This is a genomic window from Jiella pacifica, from assembly GCF_010500815.1.
GTDB classification, from domain to species: domain Bacteria; phylum Pseudomonadota; class Alphaproteobacteria; order Rhizobiales; family Rhizobiaceae; genus Jiella; species Jiella pacifica.
Window position 1 is genome coordinate 1 of sequence record NZ_JAAAMG010000001.1, and the last position, 22,424, is coordinate 22,424.

15 protein-coding genes are annotated in these 22,424 nt (G+C 67.2%); 8 read left to right on the forward strand and 7 right to left on the reverse strand.

Translation table 11 applies throughout. The features are described from left to right. Nucleotides 1–229: 229 nt before the first annotated feature. The 3 genes from GTK09_RS00005 (at nucleotide 230) to GTK09_RS00015 (ending at nucleotide 3,879) form a co-directional block, all read left to right on the forward strand. Complete coding sequence (locus GTK09_RS00005) at nucleotides 230–1,510, forward strand: MFS transporter (protein WP_163460446.1); 1,281 nt, start codon at nucleotides 230–232, stop codon at nucleotides 1,508–1,510. Nucleotides 1,511–1,820: 310 nt separating this feature from the next. Then, nucleotides 1,821–3,200, forward strand: a complete 1,380-nt coding sequence (gene gltX / locus GTK09_RS00010) for a glutamate--tRNA ligase (RefSeq protein WP_163460447.1) — start codon at nucleotides 1,821–1,823, stop codon at nucleotides 3,198–3,200. 190 nt (nucleotides 3,201–3,390) lie between these two features. Further along, a complete protein-coding gene (locus GTK09_RS00015; protein WP_163460448.1) occupies nucleotides 3,391–3,879 on the forward strand; it encodes a Kazal-type serine protease inhibitor family protein in 489 nt (162 codons plus the stop codon). Between the two features lie 90 nt (nucleotides 3,880–3,969). Here GTK09_RS00015 and GTK09_RS00020 read toward each other — a convergent pair whose 3' ends face one another. The 3 genes from GTK09_RS00020 to xylF form a co-directional block, all read right to left on the reverse strand. Beyond that, nucleotides 3,970–4,797, reverse strand: coding sequence for an ATP-binding cassette domain-containing protein (locus GTK09_RS00020; protein ID WP_163460925.1), 828 nt, complete (start codon nucleotides 4,795–4,797; stop codon nucleotides 3,970–3,972). Between the two features lie 8 nt (nucleotides 4,798–4,805). Further along, nucleotides 4,806–6,122: a sugar ABC transporter permease gene (locus GTK09_RS00025; RefSeq protein WP_376767924.1), complete on the reverse strand. Its 1,317-nt coding sequence runs from the start codon at nucleotides 6,120–6,122 to the stop codon at nucleotides 4,806–4,808. A gap of 230 nt (nucleotides 6,123–6,352) precedes the next feature. After that, a complete protein-coding gene (gene xylF, locus GTK09_RS00030) occupies nucleotides 6,353–7,405 on the reverse strand; it encodes a D-xylose ABC transporter substrate-binding protein (RefSeq protein WP_163460449.1) in 1,053 nt (350 codons plus the stop codon). Between the two features lie 182 nt (nucleotides 7,406–7,587). On the opposite strand from xylF, the gene GTK09_RS00035 reads away from it, so the two are divergent. From GTK09_RS00035 to GTK09_RS00055, 5 genes are all read left to right on the forward strand, one after another. Then, complete coding sequence (locus GTK09_RS00035) at nucleotides 7,588–8,811, forward strand: ROK family protein (RefSeq protein ID WP_246217620.1); 1,224 nt, start codon at nucleotides 7,588–7,590, stop codon at nucleotides 8,809–8,811. Next, complete coding sequence (locus tag GTK09_RS00040; RefSeq protein ID WP_163460450.1) at nucleotides 8,808–10,238, forward strand: di-heme oxidoredictase family protein; 1,431 nt, start codon at nucleotides 8,808–8,810, stop codon at nucleotides 10,236–10,238. The genes GTK09_RS00035 and GTK09_RS00040 overlap by 4 nt, the downstream gene beginning before the upstream one ends. A gap of 257 nt (nucleotides 10,239–10,495) precedes the next feature. Then, nucleotides 10,496–12,277: a CRTAC1 family protein gene (locus GTK09_RS00045; protein WP_163460451.1), complete on the forward strand. Its 1,782-nt coding sequence runs from the start codon at nucleotides 10,496–10,498 to the stop codon at nucleotides 12,275–12,277. 187 nt (nucleotides 12,278–12,464) lie between these two features. Then, nucleotides 12,465–14,447 carry a glucans biosynthesis glucosyltransferase MdoH gene (gene mdoH, locus GTK09_RS00050; protein WP_163460452.1) on the forward strand — a complete coding sequence of 661 codons (1,983 nt, stop codon included), beginning with the start codon at nucleotides 12,465–12,467 and terminating at the stop codon, nucleotides 14,445–14,447. After that, the gene (locus GTK09_RS00055; RefSeq protein WP_163460453.1) at nucleotides 14,444–15,280 is read left to right on the forward strand and encodes an FkbM family methyltransferase; all 837 of its coding nucleotides are present in this window, start codon (nucleotides 14,444–14,446) and stop codon (nucleotides 15,278–15,280) included. The genes mdoH and GTK09_RS00055 overlap by 4 nt, the downstream gene beginning before the upstream one ends. A gap of 347 nt (nucleotides 15,281–15,627) precedes the next feature. Here GTK09_RS00055 and GTK09_RS00060 read toward each other — a convergent pair whose 3' ends face one another. From GTK09_RS00060 to tssF, 4 genes are all read right to left on the reverse strand, one after another. Further along, on the reverse strand, nucleotides 15,628–16,326 hold the full coding sequence (locus GTK09_RS00060; protein ID WP_163460454.1) for a hypothetical protein: 699 nt from the start codon (nucleotides 16,324–16,326) through the stop codon (nucleotides 15,628–15,630). Nucleotides 16,327–16,659: 333 nt separating this feature from the next. Then, nucleotides 16,660–19,386 (reverse strand): type VI secretion system ATPase TssH, encoded by a 2,727-nt coding sequence (gene tssH / locus GTK09_RS00065; RefSeq protein WP_163460455.1) that lies wholly within the window; start codon nucleotides 19,384–19,386, stop codon nucleotides 16,660–16,662. Further along, on the reverse strand, nucleotides 19,383–20,474 hold the full coding sequence (tssG, locus tag GTK09_RS00070) for a type VI secretion system baseplate subunit TssG (RefSeq protein WP_163460456.1): 1,092 nt from the start codon (nucleotides 20,472–20,474) through the stop codon (nucleotides 19,383–19,385). The genes tssH and tssG overlap by 4 nt, the downstream gene beginning before the upstream one ends. Beyond that, nucleotides 20,471–22,417 (reverse strand): type VI secretion system baseplate subunit TssF, encoded by a 1,947-nt coding sequence (gene tssF, locus GTK09_RS00075; RefSeq protein WP_163460457.1) that lies wholly within the window; start codon nucleotides 22,415–22,417, stop codon nucleotides 20,471–20,473. Before tssF ends, tssG begins: the two co-directional genes overlap by 4 nt. Nucleotides 22,418–22,424 lie beyond the last annotated feature (7 nt).

Here is a 22,424-nt window from a genome sequence, read left to right on the forward strand (position 1 = left end):
ACTCAGGCGATGATGCGCAACCTTGGTGGCCGCATCACGCGGCCCTGCGGACTTCCTTGATGGTGACGGTCCCATGGTTCGGTCCTCCTTCCCAAAAATAGCATGGAAAGAAGATTAAGAGGACAGGCAACACGATAGGCCTGTTCTTGTTTACCCTCTCCCCCATCCAATGCTAAGCACGTCGTCTCTCTCCTGACGGCGGCCCCATTGCCGCCCCATCGGACCCATCATGGAATTCCTCACCTTCATGGGCCGGAACGCCCGCTGGCTGGCCGGCGGGTTCCTGCTCTGCTTCTTCTCGTCCTTCGGGCAGACGTTCTACATCTCGCTCTCCAACGGCGACATTCGCCGGGAGTTCGATCTGTCGAACGGCGATTTCGGGCTGATCTACATGGCGGCGACGCTGGCGAGCGCCGCGACGCTCCCCGCGCTCGGTTGGACGTTGGACCGGTTCAAGGCCTGGCAGGTGGCGGCCGTGACCGTGTTCTGCCTAGCGCTGGCGACGGCGGTGATGTCGCTCGCGGCCAGCCTGCCGCTGCTGCTTCTCTCGCTCTATCTCTTGCGGCTGTTCGGGCAGGGGATGATGACCGAGACGGCGATGACCGCCACCGGCCGCTGGTTCGCCGCCAATCGGGGGCGGGCGATGGCGATCATTTCGCTCGGCTTTCATGTCGGCACCGGGCTGTTCCCGCTGATCTTCGTCCTCGTCGCCGCCACCCTCGGCTGGCGCGGGACGTGGCTTGCCTGCGGCGCCGTTCTCCTCGTCGTTGCCCTGCCGGTGGTCGCCTACACGACGATGAAGGAGCGCGATCCGCAGTCGGAGCCGAAGGTGCGGGACAGGCCGGCGGTGCGCGACTGGACGCTCAGGCAAGTCGTCGCCTCGCCGACCTTCTGGCTGGTCGCTTCCGCCGTCCTCGCGCCGCCCTTCATCGGCACGACTTTGTTCTTCCACCAGGTCTATCTCACCGAGCTGCGCGGCTGGCCGATCGAGGTGTTTGCCTCGGGCTTTGCGGTGATGTCGGCGACGACGGTGGTCTTCGCGCTTCTTTGCGGCTCGCTGGTCGACCGGTTCTCGGCGGTGCGGCTCTTACCGTTCTTCCTGGTGCCGATGGCGCTCGCCTGCTTCGTCGTCTGGGGCTCTTCCGCCGTCGCCGCGATCTTCGTCTTCATGATCCTGCTCGGCATTTCCAACGGCTTCTCCTCGACGCTGCTCGGCGCGCTGTGGCCGGAGCTCTACGGGACGAAGCATCTCGGCTCGGTGCGCTCGGTGACGGTGGCGCTGATGGTCCTGTCGTCGGCGCTCGGGCCCGGCGTCACCGGCGTCCTGATCGACTGGCAGGTCTCCTATCCGCTGCAGATCGGCGTGATGGGGCTCTATTGCGTGGCCATCTCGTTTGTCATGGCGCTTGTCGCCCGGCGGCAGCGTCAGGTGGAGGTGGCGAGTCCCGTGACAATGGGGCTCACCGAGCGCGCCGTCGACCGGGTGGATCCGCAGCCGCGCGAGCGCTGACGGGGAAGGGGCGCAGCCTTGAAGCGGCCGAGACGGCGAACGCTGCAGGGGCCGCCGTCAAAAGCTTCGTCATTCTCGGCCCCCGTGCCGAGAATCCAGGCATCGTAGGGCACAATCGGTTGCCGTCACATGGGCACCCCGTCATCCGCCGTGGCGGCAACCGCCCCTGGGTTCTCGGGACGGAGCCCGAGAACGACGACGCGGGGAGGACAGCGCCTCTGCATGCGACCGGGGGGGCGAGAACGACCATGGCGGGGGAGCCCGCTATCCCGACCTTCCGGCTTCAGCCGCTTTCGTGTAGGTCGCGTGCATGACCGTCATTCTCCGCTTCGCCCCGTCGCCGACTGGCCGGCTCCATATCGGCAATCTGCGCACCGCGCTGTTCAACTGGCTGTTCGCGGCCCGGGAGAACGGCGTTTTCGTCCTGCGCTTCGACGATACCGACAAGGAGCGGTCGACCCGCGAATTCGCCGATCTCATCGAACGCGATCTCGCCTGGATCGGCATTCGTCCGCACAAGACCGCCCGGCAGTCGGAGCGGATCGCGCTCTACGACGCGGCAGCCGAAAAGTTGAAATCCGCCGGGCTGCTCTATCCCTGCTACGAGACGCCGGACGAACTCGACCGCAAGCGCAAGCGCCTCGCCGCACGCGGCCTGCCGCCGGTCTATGGCCGCGAGGCGCTGAAGCTTTCGCAGGAGGAACGGGCGGCGTTCGAGGCTGAGGGCCGGCGGCCGCACTGGCGGTTTCTCCTGCCGAACTTCGCGACCGACCCGTTCTCGCCGCAGCGCACCGAGATCGCCTTCGACGACCTGATCCGTGGGTCGACGGTGATCGATCTGGCTTCCCTGTCCGACCCGGTGCTGATCCGCGCGGACGGCAGCTATCTCTATACGCTGCCCTCGGTGGTGGACGACGCCGAGATGGGCGTCACCCATGTCATCCGGGGTGACGACCATGTGACCAACACGGCGGTGCAGGCGGCGATCTTTGACGCATTGTGTGCGAAGACGCCGCGCTTCGGCCACCACAATCTCCTCACCACCGTCGGCGGCGAGGGGCTGTCGAAGCGCACCGGCGCTCTGTCGCTCGAGACCCTGCGCGAGGAAGGCTACGAGCCGATGGCGGTGGCCTCGCTCGCCGTCCTCGTCGGCATGTCCGGCTCGATCGAGCCGATGGCCGATCTCGAAGCGCTGGGCGCGCGGCTGGATTTCGGGGCGATCTCCGGCTCGGCGTCGAAGTTCGATCCGGCGGAACTCGACCGGTTGAACCGCGAGATCGTCCATGCGCTGCCCTACGCGGCGGTCGAGGGCCGGCTTGCCGGGATGGGGGTGAGCGAGAGGGACGGCGAAGGCTTCTGGCTGTCCGTGCGCGCCAATTGCGACAAGGTGCCGGATGCCAAGGGCTGGGCGGAGGTCGTCTTCGGCGACGTTGCCGTGCCGCCGGCGGCAGACGAGGCGGAAGCGGCGTTCCGCGCCGCGTCCCTGCGGCTGCTGCCCGAGGGCGCGGTCGGGCCGGAGACCTTCAAGGCCTGGACCAGCGCGATCAAGGCCGAAACCGGGGCGAAGGGCAAGGCCCTGTTCATGCCGCTGCGCCGGGCGATTACCGGCCTGGAGCACGGCCCGGAGCTCGGGCCGCTGCTGCCGCTGATCGGGCGGGAGCAGCTGGTGCGGCGGCTGGGCACGTCCTGATCGCGCGAACACCGCGCCGCGGGCGAGCACGCTCGGCGGTGCCATTCAGCCAAGCGACATCATCGCGCGGGTAAGAGCAGAACTGCCCGGGCAGTGCCTGCCAGGGCTACGCCGAAGACGGCGTCATCATCAGTGTCACGAGAAACGGCCGGTCGATTGCGGTGCGATCGAGCGGCTCGGAAAGGGTGAAATGCGCGCGTTGTTGATAGGGCTTTTCGGGGCCGCCACGCTCTGGGCCATGCCGGTTTCCGCCAAGGCCGACGCCATGTGCGGCGGCAGCGGCGGAATGGCATGCGGTGAGCACGAATACTGCGATCTCGGGGAAACTGGCGGATCGGATGCCGCGGATCGGGTGGGTGTCTGCGCCCCGCGACCATCGGCCTGCACGCGCGAGTTCGCGCCGGTCTGCGGGACCGACGGCAAGACCTATCCGACCGCCTGTGTCGCCCATTCGGCGGGCATGAGCGTCGCGTCGACCGGAAGTTGCGAGGACGCCTCACGCGAGGCGGACGAGCGTACCGAGGGTCAACCGAACGACGGGCGGATGTGCATGCAGGTCGTCAGTTGCGGCATCAAGGACGGCGCACCGAAAGAGTATCCGACCCCATGCGCGGCCGAGGACGATGGCGCGACGAACGTCCAGCCGAAGACCGGCGGCAGCTGCCCTGCGCTTCAGTAAATCTCATCCGGGCATGAAAAAAAGGGCGACGGTTGGCGTCGCCCTTCGATCTCATGGCGCGGTGACAGAACCCGTGCGAAGCAGCCTCATCTACTCCTTCATCGCGCCGGGCCCTGGCGTCGCGCCGGGCGGGCATTTGCCGAGGATGATCATGCCGAGGACCTCGTCCTTGGTGACGTCCTCGGTCTTTGCCGAGCCGACCACCTGGCCGTTCTTCATCACGACGACACGGTCCGACAGGTCGAAGACGTCGTGGATGTCGTGGCTGATCAGGAAGATGCCGATCTCTTCCTTCTTCAGCTCCTTGATCAGGTCGGCGACCTGCGCCGTCTCCTGCGGGCCGAGGGCCGCCGTCGGCTCGTCCATGATCAGGATCTTGGCGTTGAAGAGGATTGCTCTTGCGATCGCTACCGACTGGCGCTGTCCGCCCGAAAGGGCTTTCACCGGCTCCTTGAAGCGGCGGAAATTGGGGTTGAGCCGCCCCATCACTTTGCGCGCCTCGGCCTCCATTGCGCCGTCGTCGAGGGTGCCCCAGGGGGTCATGATCTCGCGGCCGAGGAAGAGGTTGGCGGCGGCGTCGACATTGTCGGCGAGAGCGAGCGTCTGGTAGATCGTCTCGATCCCATAGGCTTTCGCATCGCGGGGATTTCCGATCGAGGCCTTTTCGCCGCGCACGAAGATCTCGCCGGAATCGCGCTTGTAGGCGCCGGACAGGATCTTGATCAGCGTCGATTTGCCGGCGCCGTTGTGGCCGAGCAGGGCGACGACCTCGCCCTTGTAGAGGTCGATCGAGGCCTGATCGACGGCGTGGATGCCGCCGAAGGCGATCGAGATGTCGCGCATGTCGATGAGCGGCGTCCCCGAGCGATCGACGTCGGAGTGATGATGGGCCGGACCGTGATCGGTGATGGAATCCATCGTGGTACTCATGCGGACCTCCTGCGGTAGAGGGTATCGAGCCAGACGGCGACGACGAGAACCGCGCCGACGACGATGTTCTGCAGCGGTGTGTCGAGGCCGAGAAGCACCATGCCCGACTGCAGGCTCTGCATGACGAGCGCGCCGAGCATGGCGCCGGCGATGGTGCCGGCGCCGCCGGCGAGAGAGGTGCCGCCGATGACGGCGGCGGCGATGGTGTAGAGCTCGTCCAGCGTGCCTTGCGCGTTTGTCGCCGATGAGAGGCGCGCCGTCGAAATCGCCGCGGCGACCGCTGCCAGCATGCCCATCAGCGCGAAGACCATCAGCGTCACGCGCTTGGTGTTGATGCCGGCGAGCTCGGCGGCTTCGGGATTGCCGCCGATGGCGAAGACGTAGCGGCCGAAGCGGGTGCGCCTGGTGATGAAGGTCATGACGATGCCGACGCCGATGAAGAGCAGCACCGGGATGGCATAGCCGAAGCTGATCTCGAGGCCGCCTTCCGGAACGGTGATGCCGTTCGTCTCGGCATAGCGGCGGGCAAGCGGGCCGGGCAGGAGATAGGAATTGACGATCATCGTCGCGCCGATCACCGCGATCAGGGAAATGCCGAGGGTGAAGGCCTCTGCCCACATCGGCTTCTGCGCAAAGTTGAAGCGCTTGCGCTGGCGGCGGGCGGCGAGCGCCCCGAAGACGATGAAGACGATGGCGGCGGCGGCGACGATCCAGCTCCAGGTGGCGCCGATCGAGCCGTCCGAGCCGCCGCCGAGGAGCTTGAAGTTGTCGTCGGTGAGCGGGATCGTCCGACCGGACGCCACCCACCAGGCGGCGCCGCGCCAGACGAGGAGGCCGCCGAGGGTAACGATGAAGGCCGGGACGCCGAGATAGGCGATGACGAAGCCCTGCAATCCGCCGATCAGGAGACCGCAGACGAGGCCGATCGCCAACGTGGCGATCCAGACCAAGCCTGAATCGTAGCCGAGCATCGGCGTGATGTACTGGGTCTGGGCCACGGCCATGATCATGCCGGTGACGCCGAGGATCGAGCCGACCGACAGGTCGATGTTGCGGGTGACGATGACCAGCACCATGCCCGTCGCCATGACGCCGACCGACGCCGTCTGGACCGAGAGGTTCCAGAGGTTTCGCGGGGTCAGGAAGGTGCCGCCGGAAAGAATGTGAAAGCCCACCCAGATGACCAGCAGCGCGCCGATCATGCCGAGCATGCGCGTGTCGATCTCCGTCGCGCGCATGAAGCCCTTGAACCCGCCGGCGCCCGCCGTGGGGCCGGGTCTCGTCAGGGACGTGTCCGAGGTCGCCTCGCTCAATGCCGCCTCCCTTGCACGATCGTGTCGAGCCGGCCTTCGGCCGTCATCTGCCTGCACGTCGCGCGGTCTTGTTCTGGTTGAAGCCTGGTCGCTGCGGACCGGCTCGTCGCGTGGCCTCTGCACTGTTTCATGGCAGCATGGCCGAGTTGCCCTCGTCGGTCGAGAGCAGTCGTCTCGAAAAATGGCCGCAGCTTTACGCCGCGGCCATCGGTCTCATCGGGCTGTGGCGCTTATTCGCAGGCCGGAACCGAACCCGGCTTGACGCCCTGGCAGACGGTCTCCTTGGAGACCCAGCCGGCATCGATGACGGTGTCGAGATTGTCCTTGGTGATTGCCACCGGGGTCAGGAAGATCGACTGGAGCTTCATGCCGTTCGGGCTGTCCCACTCTTCGGCGCCGGTCACTTCGCTCATCTCCTTGCCAGCGGCGAGCTCGAGGGCGATTTCCGCCGCGCGCTTGCCGAGTTCGCGGGAGTCCTTCCAGACCGAGACGGTCTGCGTCCCGAGGGCGATGCGGTTCAGCGCCGCCTGGTCGGCGTCCTGGCCGGAGACCGGAACCGTGCCGGCAAGACCCTGTGCCTCGAGCGCCGCGATGGCGCCGCCGGCGGTGCCGTCGTTGGAGGCGACGACCGCGTCGACCTTGTTGTTGTTGGCGGTCAGGATCTGTTCCATGTTCTGCTGGGCGTTGGCCGGAAGCCAGCCGTCCGTATAGGCCTCGCCGACATTCTTGATCTTGCCGCTATCGATGGCGTCCTTCAGGACTTCCATCTGGCCGGAGAACAGGAAATCGGCGTTCGGATCGGACGAGGAGCCCTTGATGAAGGCGTAGTTGCCTTCCGGCTGGGCCTTCTGGACTTCGCGGGCCTGGATGCGGCCGACTTCCTTGTTGTCGAAGGTGATGTAGAAGGCGTCCGGATTCTCGATCAGGCGATCGTAGCCGACGACCGGAATGCCGTTGTTGGCCGCCGTCTGGACGGCCGGGCCGATCGCCGCCGAATCCTGCGCGAGGATGATCAGCGCAGTGGCGCCCTGGGTGATCAGCGACTCGACGTCGGTCAGCTGCTTGGCGGCCGAGGACTGCGCGTCGGCCGAGATGTATTTGGCGCCGGCGGCCTCGAGGGCCTTCTTGATGGCGGCCTCGTCGGTCTTCCAGCGCTCCTCCTGGAAGTTCGACCAGGAGACACCGACCGTGATGTCCTTGCCATCCTGTGCGACGGCGGCGCCGCTGCCCATGGCAGCCATCGAGAACATCGCGCCGGCAAGCGCGAATTTCAACGTTTTCATGAATTTCCTCCCATGGCGCCCATGGCGCCCTTGCGTCACGGAGCCCGGCGACGTGGCGCCGGCCGAGACTTTTTCCAAGCCTCGGAAAAAATGGTGACAGCAATTGTGATCCATGTCAACGTGGCAGAACAAAGCCGCCCAAACGCCGAAAAGAGCGTCGAGCGGAGGAGAGGAAACGAGCGTTGAGCAGTCTGGCGAAAACCGACGCCGACATGGTCCGTGTCCACAATCGGCTGGCGGTGCTCGATCACTTGCGGCGGGTCGGCGTGACGACGCGAAAGCTGGTCAGCGAGGCGACGGGCCTGTCGGTCTCCGCGTCGTCGGCGATCTCGGGGGCGCTGTTGCGCGGCGGCCTCCTTTCGGAGGTCGAGGAAGACGATCGGTCGACCCGGCGAGGACGCCCGGGCAAGAGCCTCGCCATCTGCGGCAGGGCAGCGCGGGTGGCGGCGCTGAAGATCGCCGTCGGCGAGGTCTCCGGGCGGATCAGCGACTATGCCGGCCGGCCACTCACCGAAATGCGGCGCGGGGTGGACCTGTCCGGAAGAGACGGCGGCTTCATCGTCGATCTCCTCGCCGATCTGGCCAAGGAACTGACCGGACGGCTCGCGGAAGAGCCGCGAGCGCTCGACAAGGTCGTCGTCGCCGTCCAGGGCAAGACCTTCAGCGACCTGTCCGGCATCGTCTGGTCGCCGGCGCTGAAGCATCGTCACATCGAGATCGCCGCACCGCTTTCCGCCCGGCTCGGTGCCGAGGTCAGCGTCCTCAACGACTGCTCGCTGATGCCGGAAGCCTTCCGCTGGCGCCCGGACTTCACCGGCCTCGACTTCGCGACGCTGTTCGTCGGCTTCGGCGTCGGCATGGGCCTGAGGCTCAACGGCGCGACCTTCCAGGGCAAGCACTCCTCCGCCGTCGAATTCGGCCACATCAATCACATGCCCGGCGGCGCGCTCTGCCGCTGCGGCAATCAAGGCTGCGTCGAGGCCTATGCCAGCGACTATGCGATCTGGCGCAGTGCCACCGGCAACGGCGACATCCCGGCCCACCGGATCGGCGACGAGGCGATGCAGCGGCTCGCCGATGCCGCGCGGGCCGGCGATCCGGCGGCGCGATCGGCCTTCGAGGCGGCGGGAAACGCCATCGGCTACGGCCTCGGCCGGGTCTTCACCATGATCGATCCCCTGCCGATCGTCATGACAGGCTCCGGCGCTCAGGCGATCGATCTCCTCGAAGCGTCGATCAGACAAGGAATCCGCGAGAGCGCGGTGGACGGGCTCGGTAGCGATACGCCGCTGATCCTCGAGGAAGATACCGACGCGCTCGTCTTCGACGCGGGGACCGCCTATGCGCTGGCCGCGCTGGATCAGGAATTCGCCCGCTCAGCGGCGGAAGCGACGGAGGCGGCATGATGGGCAAGAGGCGAACGACACTGATTTTGGCGGCACTGGCAGCCATCGGTCCGGTGCCGCTTTCGGCGGCGGCCGGCGAGCCGGCCTGGAGCGAGAAGGCGATCAAGCAGCGGGTCGATCCGGCGTCCCTCGCCGGCACGATCGCGGGGAAGCGGCTCGAGGATCTGGCGGAAAAGGGCCGCGATCTCTTCGAGGCGCGCTTCACCACTCTCGACGGGGCGGGCCGGCCGAACGCCACCCAGGCGATCGTTCCGACGGCGCCGCGCCGGCCGGCGGAATTCGTCTTCCAGCGGCTCGCCGGCCCGGACGCCAATGCCTGCTCGTCCTGCCACAACGAGCCGGTGACCGGCGGAGCGGGCGGCTTCGTTGCCAACGCCTTTGTCTCGGAAGGCTTCGAGAGCGCGCATTTCGATACGCTCGACGCGCAGTTCTCCAACGAGCGGGGCACCAATCATCTCTTCGGCGCCGGGCTGGTCGAGCTGTTGGCACGGGAGATGAGCGCCGATTTGGCCGCCCAGCGGCGCGAAGCGCTGCGGCGGGCACGGGATGCGGGCGAAGAGGTCCGCGCGGAACTTTCGTCGAAGGGAGTCGACTTCGGTCGCATCACGGCCTTTCCGGACGGCTCCGTCGACTTGTCGGGGCTTGCCGGCGTCGACGACGACCTCGTGCTGCGCCCCTTCACCCAGAAGGGCGTGATGACCTCGCTCCGCCAATTTACCGTCAATGCGATGAACCAGCATCACGGCATGCAGGCGGACGAGCGCTGGGGCACACGCTGGACCGGCATGGCCGACTTCGACGGCGACGGTAACAGTGACGAACTCGGCGCGGGGGAGATCTCGGCGCTGGTGGCCTTCCAGGCGACGCTGGCGCCGCCGCGCGAGGCGGTGCCCGAGGACGAGGCCTGGGCGGAAGCCGCGACACGGGGACGAGAAATCTTCGCCGAACTCGGCTGCGAAAGCTGTCATCGGCCGTCCCTGCCGCTGAAGAGCCTTTCCTTCGAGGATCCCGGGCCGGTCGACATGGCGGGAACGCTGCGGCGCGGCGACGTGGAGACGCCGGCGACCTACGATCTGGCGACGCTGGAATGGGCGAAGCGCCTGCCGCGCAACGACAAGGGCGAGGTGATGGTGCCGCTGTTCGGCGACCTGAAGCGCCATCGCATCGCCGACAGCCGCACGCCCGTCCTCGGCAACGAGACGCTGGCGCAGCGCTTCGTCGAGCGCGACGTGTTCGTGACCGCCGAGCTCTGGGGCCTCGCCGACACGGCGCCCTACGGCCACCGCGGCGACATCACGACGCTCGACGAGGCGATCCGCGCCCATGGGGCGGAGGCGGAGGCAAGCGGGCGGGGCTATGCCGCGCTCGCCGAGGCCGACCGCTCGGCGCTGATCGCCTGGCTGAAGACGCTGCGGGTGGGGGAGTGACGGGGATGGCGAACATTGAAGGCGGCGCGCGGGTGGACAGGCCGCAGACCCCCCTCTGTCCTGCCGGACATCTCCCCCACAAGGGGGGAGATCGGCTGCTTCGGCGTCCGGCGCCTGCCTGTCATCGCTTCAGCCGTCTTTTTCCATCGGAGACTGGCCGGGACGTTCGCGCGAGATCGATCTCCCTCCGTGTGGGGGAGATGTCCGGCAGGACAGAGGGGGGCGCGACGGGTGCTGGCGTCTGCCGTTTGGCCAAAATGGCACGGCCTTTTCTGCCGATCCTCGCCGCCCTTCTCCTCGCTGCCCCGGCCTTGGCCGAAGACGGCAAGCCCTTTGCCGGCGACATCCCCATCCTGCACGAAGAGGCGCAAGCCGCCGGCATCGACCACAGCTACACCGGCCCGTGGGAGTTCTTCGTCGGCGGGGGCGGCGCGGCTTTCGACTGCAATGACGATCGGTTCCCGGACCTCTTCCTCGCCGGCGGCAAAGGGGAGGGGGCGTTCTACGCCAATCGATCACAGGCCGGCGGTAGGCTTTCCTTCGAGACGGTGCCGCAGGATCTCGATCCGAAGGACCTTCAAAACGTCACCGGCGCCTATCCGCTCGACGTCGACCAGGACGGGCGGCAGGACCTCGTGCTGTTGCGCGTCGGCGGCAACATCCTTTTGAAGGGCCTGCCGGAATGCCGTTTCGAGAAGGCGAATTTTCCCTGGCATTTCGACGGCGGCCGGGCCTGGACCACGGCGTTCTCGGCGATCTTCGAGCCGGGCAACCGCTATCCGACCCTCGCCTTCGGCAACTATGTCGACCGCGCCGCGCCGGGCTCGCCCTGGGGGACCTGCGCCGACAACGTGCTGATCCGGCCGAAAGGCGTCGGCGCGGGCGAGCGGCCGACGCCCGTCGCAGCGGTGTCGGACCCGGCCGGCGGCGCGGATGGCATGGGGAGGGCGGCGTCGAGCGGCCCGACCGCGCCCGACTATTCCGAGCCCTTCGCGCTATCGCCGGGCTACTGCGCCCTGTCGATGCTGTTCACCGACTGGAACCGTTCCGGCGAGCCGAGCCTCAGGATTACCAACGACCGGCAATATTACCGCGGCGGCGAGGAGCAGCTGTGGCGCATCGAGCCCGGCCGGGCGCCGCGGCCCTACCGCAAGGCCGACGGCTGGCAGCACCTGTCGATCTGGGGCATGGGGATCGCCGAGGGCGACGTCGACAATGACGGCTATCCCGACTACGCGCTGACCTCGATGGGCGACACCAAGCTGCAGTTCCTCGACCGCGAGTTCGAGGACGCGCCGACCTATCGCGACGAGGCCTTTCAGCGCGGCGCGACGGCCCACCGGCCTTACGTCCACGACGCCGGCAAGCCCTCCACCGGCTGGCACGCCGGCTTTGCCGATTTCAACAACGACACCGCCCTCGATCTCTTCATCGCCAAGGGCAATGTCGAGGCGATGCCCGATTTCGCCGCCTACGATCCGGACAATCTCCTGATGGGCGGCTTCGACGGGCGCTTTGCCGAAGTGGGCGATGCTGCCGGCATCGCGCTGCCGACCAAGGGGCGCGGCGCGCTGATCGCCGATTTCAATCTCGACGGGGCGATGGATCTTCTCGTCGTCAATCGCGGCCAGAAGGCGAGCCTGTTCCGCAATCTCGGCGGCAAGGCCGATTTCGGCGCCCGGCCGCTCGGCAATTTCGTCGAGGTGAAGCTGACCCAGAAGGGCGCGAACCGGGACGCCATCGGTGCGAAGCTGGCGGTGAAGATCGGCGCCAAGACGCTCAACCGGACGATCCAGGTCGGTGGCGGCCATGCCTCGGGCACTGCGGGTTTCGTCCATGTCGGCCTCGGCACGGCCGAGCGGGCGGAGATCCGCGTGCAATGGCCGGACGGCGAGTGGAGCCATCCCTACCGGGCGTTTGCCGACAACTTCGTCCTCATCGACCGCGATGCCGTCGCCGCGCGGTACTGGTATCCCGACGCCGATCGGCCGGAACCGCCGGCCCCCGAGACGACGGCGCAGTCGCGCCCCGCCGAATAGAGCGGCAATCGACGAGACCCTCGCAGCCGGCGGCCGAGACGGGCGCCGCCATGGCCGCACGCTTCTCGATCATGCGGCTGTGATGACGATCACTCATGAAGTGATCCGGAACGTGTAGGAAGGGGCGGTGCACGCCGAGTGCTTGCGCCTATGTTGGCAAACAGTTTCAGCCCCTGGAGACCCTCCCATGTTCGGCCCGCCATCCGCCCCGATCACCCCCTATCGGGCGCCTGACGTCGACCGCTGCGCCATTGCCGCCGAGGCGGGCGGGGGACCGACGGCACCGAGCCGCCAGGAGGGGCTTTCGATCGGGCTTCGCCGCCTCATCGTCCTCGGTCTCAATCTTGCGACCATCGCCGGCCTCGCCGCCATTCTCCTGAGCATTCTCGGCGGCGACGGGCTCGGCGTTCTCGATATGGTGATCTTCGCCGGCTTCCTGCTGGCGACGCCCTGGACGGTTCTGGGCTTCTGGAATGCGGTGATCGGTCTCTGCGTCATCCATCTCGGCCGGGCGGAGAGGAGCGTCTTTCCCTATTTCACGGCACCGGGTCGGATGCCGGAGAGACGGGGCGCCGACGGACGTCCCTCTGACCGGCCGCTTTCGAGCCGGACCGACCTCTTGCTGTTTCTGCGCAACGAGGCGCCGGAGCCGATCTTCGCGCGGCTGGAAGCCATGCGCCGCAGCCTGGAGGCGACCGGCAAGGCGCGCCATTTCCGCTTCGCCCTCCTTTCCGACACCTCGGACGCGATGGTCGCCGCCGCTGAGCGGCGGGAATTCGACCGCTTCGCGCATCTCTTCGATCACCTGCCGGAGGATCGGCGGCCAATCTACCGCCGGCGCGAGGAAAACAGCGGCTTCAAGGCCGGCAATCTGCGCGACTTCCTCGAAGCCCGGCCTGGCGAATCCGATTTCTTCCTGCCGCTCGATTCCGACAGCGTCATGGGCGGCGCGGTGATCGTCAAGATGGCGATGGCGATGGAGGACGATCCCCGCATCGGCATCCTGCAGAGCCTCGTCGTCGGCATGCCGGCCGAAAGCGGCTTTGCCCGGCTGTTCCAGTTCGGCATGCGCCACGGCATGCGCGCCTTCACCATGGGCTCGGCCTGGTGGAGCGCCGATTGCGGGCCCTATTGGGGCCACAACGCGCTGATCCGCACGGCGGCCTTCGTCGAGCATTGCGAACTGCCGGTGCTGCCGGGCGCGGCGCCGCTGGGCGGGCCGGTCCTGTCCCACGACCAGCTCGAGGCCGTCTACATGCGGCGCGCCGGCTACGAGGTGCGGGTCATCCCGGTGGAGACGCGGAGCTACGAGACCAACCCGCCGACGCTGCTCGAATTCGAAAAGCGCGATCTCAGATGGTGCCAGGGCAACATGCAGTACTGGCGCTTCCTCATCGAGCCCGGGCTCCTGCCGGTCAGCCGCTTCCAGATCCTCCAGGCGATCCTGATGTACATCGCGCCGCTTGCCTGGATCGCCATGACCTGTGCTGCCACGGCGCAGGCTCTGACCGGCGGCTACGACGCGTCGATGCTCGTCCTCGGCATGGGGCTGTTCGTCACACTGTTCTTCCTGTCGGTGGCGCCGAAGATCGCCGGCGTTCTCGACGTCGTCCTGACGCCGGGGGCGATGAAGGCCTATGGCGGGGCGCCGCGCTTTCTCGGCTCGGCCGTGATCGAGCTTCTCGCCTCGATGCTGATGGCGCCGCTCGTCGCGGTCTATGTCTCGGTGTTCCTCGTCGGCCTCTGCTTCGGCAAGACGGTGGTCTGGAACGGCCAGAACCGCGACCGGCTGGGCATCGCCTGGGGCACGGCGCTGGCCGCGCTCCTGCCGCAGACGCTGCTCGGTCTTGCGCTCGCGGCGGCGCTGTTCGTCGGCGCCAACATTTCCGCGGTTCTTCTGGCGCTGCCGTTCCTGGCCGGGCTCGTCCTCGCCGTGCCGTTCACGGTGGCGACCGCCGCGCCGGCCTTCGGCCGCCTGACGGCGCGGCTCGGCCTCTTCGCCATTCCGGAAGAAACGGTGATGCCGCCGGTGCTGCGCGCCGTGGTCAGCCCGAAGGCGCGGCGCTGGCGCCGGCCGATGGCGCGGGCGGCGGGCGATGATCGTGCGGCGAGAGACCCTGCGGCCGGCTCCGGCGAGGATGGTTTCGCCGCTGAGGGCGAGCGGGCATGAGGCTTGCCGGCCGGCTGGCTGCGTGGCGAGGCATCGCCCGCAGCATCGCCGTCTACCGCCTCGACCGCCGCCACAGACACAGCCTTCGCCGTTTCGCCAGTGGCTTCGTGCGGCCCGGCGAGCTCGTCTTCGACATCGGCGCCCATGTCGGCGACCGCACCGCGGCCTTCGCCGGGATCGGCGCGCGCGTCGTCGCGGTGGAGGCGCAGCCCCGCCTCGCGCGCCTGTTGCGCTGGCAGTTCTGGCGCGCGCGGCAGGTGACGGTGGTCGGCGCGGCCGTCGGGCGAAGGGCAGGGACGCTGACGCTCCGGCTGAACACGCAGAACCCGACGGTCGCGTCGGCCTCCGACGGCTTCGTCGCAGCCGCCAGCGCCGGGGCCTCGGGCTGGGAGGGACAGGTGTGGGACGAGACGATCACGGTCGACTGCACGACCCTCGACGATCTGATCGCCCGCTTCGGCCGGCCGGCCTTCGTCAAGATCGACGTCGAGGGCTTCGAGGTCGAGGTTATGGCCGGGCTGTCTCCGGAAAACGCACCCGCCGCCCTGTCCTTCGAATTCGTCACCATGGACCGCGCCCCGGCGCTTCGGGCGCTGCAGGAGGCGGTGCGGCTCGGCTTTGCCCGTTTCGACGTCTCGCTGGGCGAGAGCCATGAATGGGTGTTTGGTGAGAGGCAGCCGGTGGAGGTGATCGAGGCGTATCTGCGGAATTTGCCGGATGAGGCGAATTCGGGGGATGTTTATTGTTGGGGCGGTCGGTCGGGGGGAGGGCCGGCAAGGCAATCCATCTGCGATGAAGCGATCAGCGGCGCGCCTTTTGCAACGTTCATCTAACGATTCTGGAAGAAAGGATTGACGAAAAATAGCGCAGCCTGTGGAATACGACTAATCAATGGAACTCATCGCAGTGTTTGTGCTAGCCGTCATGCGGCCGTTGGGTAAAAATTTCCAATTATAAGGATTGATGATGTTTTATCTTGTACGTGCAGCAGGATCTCAGAAAATTAACATTGCCGGGATAAAGGTGGAAGATTGCGGCAATGCTGAAATATTTGTGAATGTAGATGGCAGCGTTCTGGTAAATTGCGGTCAAAAGAATTGCGGATTGGAATTCTCCTCGCAGAATGCGAGATGTGAGAATTGTACTTTGCGCATTAACGGAACTACAAAAATAAGTAAATTTATATAAAATTGCCAATTTGGGTGCTTATATTCCTAACGTAATTGCCATCAATTGACCTAGCTTCTTGGATTTTTCCCTCAGATAAAAGTTTCCCTACTATATTTAGCAAAACGATTTGTGCCTGATAATTGTCTGATATATGCCAAGTGTAGTCGTTTCTTACTATATTAATTCCGAATTCTTCGGCTTGTAAAAAATACGTCTGTACTTGAGCGGCATATCCATCGAGATATAAAGCTGTCATCCTCCTCCTTCTCTCATCGCGTATTTCATGAAATCGATCGAAGCGAACCCCTTCCCTCGCCTCGTGTTCTGGCAGCCGAGGGAGTTCATTAACCTTGTTTTTCAGTTCAGACAAAGCTTTGGATGTCCAAATTTCCACTTCACGCCCAAACTTTTCAGCTTTTTGACGCAATTCATCTTTTGTGCGCTTCTGTTGGAGGCTTGGGTTTAGGAATATCGCGTCCACCCAAACTCCCAATGCAGCCCCCAGCCCAAACAGCGATACAAGTAAGGTTATCGGGTGATAAACAATATCAACAAGAATATTTTTTCCACTTTGCGGCGATATTGCATCTGCTAACAAATCACCCAGGCCAATTCGCGTGGCGGCATTCTCGATGTTGAAATAGAGCACCACGAAGAACGCGGTCCCCAGCGCGGCTACAATCCGCCGTATCACTTTTCGAATCTGCATCCCCCACACCTACCTCCCTTCACTGCGGTTGTGGAGTCGAACGCAACAAGTGACGCTCATTTTGGAATTGTCTTCGTCTACGCCTCTGTCGTGAGCCCGTGGGTCTTGTTGCGTTACGCGAGGCGCTTCTCGCTCTCAGCCGAAGTTTTGAGTCCTTAAGGTCGCGCGAATGGAAACAGATCGTGTCATTGCTCCTGCCGCAATCGGTACGGGTGGAGGAGCCGCGCAAGTTCTCGGTGATCTCTATCGCTTAGCGCTTCGGCCCTGAGGTGATGAAATCGCTTTCTCTCCCGCAGGAGGAGAAAGGACGCCTCCTCTGGCGCCGCCTCCTCGTCACCCCACCTCCACCATGAACTCCCCATCCTCCCCCAGCCCCACATGCGCCGTTCTGGCGATCTCCCCCGACACCATCCTGTCGAGGAACTTTCGCGACAGGTCCGGCAGAAGCGTCTGGGTGACGATGCGGTCGATCATGCGGCCGCCGGATTGCGGGTCGCGGCAGCGGGCGACGATGGCGGCGACGACCTGGTCGTCGATGGTGAGGACGGCGCGCTGGCTTTCCCTGACGCGGGCGACGATGCGGGCGAGTTGCAGGCGGACGATCGCCTCCAGCATGGCCGGCGACAGCGGCCGGTAGGGCACGGTCACCATGCGGCCGATAAGGGCCGGCGGGAAGACGGTGAGGAGTTCGGGCCGCAGCATCCGGTCCAGATCCTCGTCCGAGACGTCGGTCAGGCCCTCGTCGCTGGCGGCCATGATCGCCTCGGTGCCGACATTCGAGGTGAGGATGATCAAGGTATTGCGGAAATCGATGCGCCGGCCGGTGCCGTCCTCCATCCAGCCCTTGTCGAAGACCTGGAAGAACAGCTCGTGGACGTCGGGATGGGACTTTTCGACCTCGTCGAGGAGGACCACCGAATAGGGCCGCCGCCGCACCGCCTCGGTCAGCCTTCCGCCCTCGCCATAGCCGACATAGCCCGGCGGCGCGCCCTTGAGGAGCGAGACGGTGTGGGCCTCCTGGAACTCCGACATGTTGATGGTAATGAGGTTCTCCTCGCCGCCATAGAGCGTTTCGGCCAGCGCCAGCGCCGTCTCGGTCTTGCCGACGCCGGAGGGGCCGCAGAGGAGGAAGACGCCGACCGGCTTGCCGGGATCGTCGAGGCCGGCGCGGCTCGTCTCGATGCGGCGGGCGATGGTTTCGAGGCCGTGATCCTGGCCGATGACGCGGGTCTTCAGGAGATCGGCGAGCTTCAGGACGGTCGCCACCTCGTCGCGCATCATCCGGCCGACCGGAATGCCGGTCCAGTCGGAGACCACCGAGGCGACGGCGTCGGCGTCGACATGGGCGTGAATCATCCGCCGGTCCGGATCGATCGCGGCAAGGGCGGCGAGGGTTTTCGCGAGGTTTTCACAGGCGGTGTCGTCCGATGGGGAGCCGGGGGACGCTTCGGTGTCGGGGTGAGCCGGCTCGGCCGAATCCTGGCCCTCCGCCTCGATGCCCGCGGGATCGCCCGCCGGCGTCGCCGTCAGCGCGTCGATCGTCTTGACGAGTTCGGCCTCGGCCGCATGGGCGGCGACGAGGTCTTCGCGAAGTGCCGTCTTCTCGGTGATCGCCGCCGCGATCTCTGCGAGGCGCTCGGCGCCCTCGTTGCGAAGAGCCGCCTCGCGGCCGAGCGCGGCCTTCTCGACCTCCAGCGCCGCGATCGCGGCGGCAAGGTCGGCGATCGCGGCGGGTGTGGTCGTCCGGCTGATGGCGACGCGGGCGGCGGCGGTGTCGAGCAGGCTGACGGCCTTGTCCGGCAGCTGCCGGGCCGGGATGTAGCGGGCCGACAAAGAGACGGCGGCGGTGACGGCTTCGTCGAGGATGCGCACCTTGTGATGGCGCTCCATCGGCAGGGCGAGGCCGCGCAGCATGATCGCCGCCCGGGCGATGTCCGGCTCGCCGATCTCGATCGGCTGGAACCTGCGGGTGAGCGCCGGGTCGCTTTCGATATGGGCACGATATTCGGCGAAGGTGGTGGCGCCGATGGTGCGCAGGGTGCCTCTGGCCAGCGCCGGCTTCAGGAGATTGGCAGCGTCGCCCGTTCCCTTGGCCCCGCCGGCACCGACGAGGGTGTGGATCTCGTCGACGAACAGGATGATCGGCTCGGGGCTCGCCTGCACCTCGTCGACCAGCGCCCGCAGCCGCTGCTCGAACTCGCCCTTCACCGAGGCGCCCGCCTGCATCAGCCCGATGTCGAGGGCATGGAGCCTGACGCCGGCAAGGGCGGGCGGGACGTCGCCGCTCGCAAGCCGCTGGGCGAAGCCTTCGACCACGGCGGTCTTGCCGACGCCGGCCTCGCCGGTGAGCAGCGGGTTGTTCTGGCGCCGCCGCAGGAGGACGTCGACGATCTGGCGGATCTCGTGGTCGCGGCCGACCACCGGGTCCATGCGGCCGCTTTCCGCCTCCGCCGTGAGGTCGGTTGCGAAGCGGGCGAGGGGGGAGGCGGCCTGATCGTCGGGCGCGGCACTCTTGCTCGCGGCTCGTCCGGCATCGCCCGAAGCCTGGGGCAGCTGCGACCCGTCTACCGGCCGCTGGCCTTCCTCCGCCGAGCGGCTCCATACGGCGCGGGCGCTGTTTGCCACCGCGTCCGGATCGAGCCTTGCAAGGCTGCGCGACGAGGTGGCGAGGATGCTGCGCAACGCCTCGTCCCGCAAGGCGCCGAGAAGCACGTGGCCGCTGCGGATCGCCGCCGAGCCGAAGAGCAGCGAGGCGTAGAGCCAGCCCCGATCGAGGCTTTCGCCGAGCGGGCCGGCGATCGAAGGGATCTCTGTGACGTTGCGCTTGCCCCGGCCGATCGTCTCGGTGAGTTCGGCGAGCACCGCGCCGGCCGGAACGTCCAGGTGATCGAGGGTGGCAGCGACGTCCGAGCCGTCGGCCGAGACCAGCTGGAAGAGAAAGTGAGCCAGCTCGACGTTGCGATTGCCGGCCTGCTTGGCCTGCCAGAACGCCTTGCGGAAGGCCTCGTGGGCGAGCGGCGTCAGCTTGCCGGTGAGGATCTCGTAGTTGATGTCGGTCATGGTCCAACCTCTGGAGGCTCGGCCTCTTCCGCGGGGGGCGGGCCGGTCGGCGCCGGGACGTAGCGGGCATCGAGGCGCCAGGGTGTTTCGCCGCCGGGGCCGGGCTTGGCCGGCGAGACCCAGGCGGTGAGGCCGAGTTCGCCCGCCTCGCCGAGCGCGATCGGCGGTGCGAGATGGGCGGGAATGCCGAGGCGGATCTCGGTTTCGACGCGCCGTCCGAGGGCGAGAAAGACGAGTTCGCCCAACCGGCCGGCCCGCCTGCCGCCGGGCAGCAGCGTGCGGTATTCGGCAAGGTCGCGGGCGCGGATCTCGATCGCCACCTTGTCGGCGATGGAGGGTTGGCGGGAGCCGAGCGCGGTGTCCCGCCCGAGGCTGGAGCGCGCGGCGCCGAGCCGCGTCTGCTCGCCCGCCTCGAAGATCAGCCAGGTCGGCACCCGCTCGACGACCCGGACGTCGACGCGAAGGGCGCCCGAGATCAGCTGCGAAAGCTGCGCCGGGGTTTTTGCGCGGGCCGAGAGGAGGCCGGCGAAGGCGGCGCCGATCGCCGCCGCGGGCGCCTCGGCCGCGCCGGGTCGCGGTTGCGGCAAGCCCGCCACGGCGGCGAGATGGCGGTAGAAGCGATCATCGAGGGGGCGGTCGTTCTGGGCGATGGCGCGGGCGTCGGCAAAGGCCCGGAAGAACAGCTGCAGGAAGCGGTTCGAGACGATTTCGGTGAAGCGCAGGAAGGCCGGATCGCCCTTGTCCCGCCAGTCGATGGCATCGAGCGTCGTTGCGAGCGGCAGGGCGCCCTGGGGGCCGAACAGGCCGAGAAAGCGCGTCGTCACATGCGGGCGGTCGCCGCGTTTCTCCACCGCCGCCACGTTGCCGGCCGGAAACGCGGCATAGGGCTCCTGGCCGAGCGTGACGCAATCGTCACGGGCGGTACGGCTCTTGCCGATCCGCGGCTTGTCCGCCGAGCCGCGCTCGATCGCCCGCAGCAGGACGATGAGGTCCAAGGCTTCCGTGTCGTCGGCGGCCTTGGCCGCGAGCCACGGCCCGACGATCGCGGCAAGATGCTCGGGTGGGCCGTGGAGCGGCGCCGCGCTCACAGCACCGGTCCCGTGCCGGAGCGGGGCGGCCAGCGCTTGACGACACCGCGAGCCGGCGTTTCGATCACCGTCTCGGTGAAGGAATTGACGCTGGAAAGATCGGCGAGGAAGCGCTCCAGCACCGCGCCGAGCAGCATGACGCCCGCTCCCTCGAAGGCGGCATCGTCGAGGGTCACCGTCACCTCGACGCCGCGTGCGCCATGAAAGCCGTCGGGCCGTCGCAGCCGCCGCGTCACCGGCCGGCAGCAAAGCGCGAGGATGCCGCGCAGCCGCCGCTCCGCCGCGACGTCCGAGAGGTCGGCGTAAAGCGACAGCACGGCTCGCAGCGCCTCGGCACCGGCTTTCGGATCGGGGCTGGCGAGCCCGGTATGGTTGAAGGAGAGAAAGCCGATCAGCCGCCAGAGGATCTCGCCGCGCTGCGGGCCGCCGGGTCGTGGCGGGCCGGCGACGACGGATTCCCGCGGCTCGCTCGGCCCGACGATGGTGTCGAGCGGCAGTTCGCTGTTGCCGAGGAGGCGCATCCTGCCGCCGCCGGGAACGCGCCCGAGTTCGCCGGCCAGATGCCGATTGGAGCAGAGCGCCGTGACGGCGAGCTCGCGCGGCGCGGCGTCGAGGCCTTCCGCCGCCGTTCCGCCGAGGCTGAGAAACAGATCGGTGCCGCGATAGGCCGGGGCCGAGCCGTGGCGGCGTTCCTGGTCGGTGGGGCGGCGGGGCAGGCGGCGGGCAGTATAGGTGAGGGAACCGCCACGCTTCCCGCCCGTCGCGTCAAGCGCCGCGGCGGGGGCGTGCAGCGGCAGGACGGGGGCGCCGTCCGCCTTGCCGGAAAAGATCGCCGTGACGCCGAGGATTCGATGCGGCTCGTATTCGAGGAGCGCGCTTCGATCCGGCACGACGTGATGTTCGTGGCGGTCCGCCGTCAAGCGGATGCGATCGCATCGTTTCTCGAACAGGTTGACGGCCGGCGCGGCGAAAAGCCGGAAGCTCTTCGCCGAAACGCGCGCGCCGAGCGAGGCCGCCACCTCGGTGAACTCGAAGACGAGGTCGATCGTGTCGGCGCGCACACCGCAAAGCGCTGCGCCGAGGCCGGTCAGTCTGAAGCCGAGATACTTGTCCGGGAAGGCGAAGAACTCCCGCAAAAGCGCAAAGCCCGGCGAGACCCGGTCGTCGGGCGGAAACAGCGCCTCGTCCGGCGAGAAGCCGATCTGCTCGACGGCCGAAGCCGGCAGCCGGGCCGCGCGCGGATCGCCGGTCTCGTTCAAGTAGCGGACGGCGATTCCCGAGAGCCGGGCGAAGAGCTGCTCGTAGATCGCGTCCCGTTCGGCGCGCTGGCCGACCAAGTGGAGGACGAGGTCGTCGAGCTTCAATTCCCCGATTGGTCTCACCTTGGCCTCGGGGCCGCCGCCGGGGGCAAGGCGCTTCAGCGTGATCTTCAGGCCGGCGACGACCTGCGGCCCGGAGCCGACGCCCAAGGCCTGCATCGCGGCAGCCGAGGGCAGGTATTCGGCGGCTGTGATCTCCAGCGGCCAGAGGGCGATCGGGCTGGTCAGGCGGAACTGGCAGGCGACGCCGCGGGCAGCATCGCGGTGGGTGCTTTCGGCGATCGACCCGGCCGGAACCAGGCGGCCTGCTGCATCTGCATCGCTTCCCGCGGACGGCAGGGCGGCGAGGAGGGCGAGAGAGGGCACCGGCTCCAGATGGCCGGGCAGGATCTGATCGAGGAACTCGGTGGTGAAGGTGGAAAACTCGGCCTCGAGCTGCAGCTGCACCCGCGCCGCCATGAAGGCCGCGCCTTCGAGCAGCGCCTTGATGCCGGGATCGGCGGTGCCGCGCTTCAGGCCGCCCAGCTGCTCGGCGACGCCGGGGAACTCGACGGCGAACTCCTCGGCGCGCTCGTAGAGGATCGCCAGTTCTTCCTCGAAGGCAGCAAGCAGCGCGTCGTTCATGGCGGTG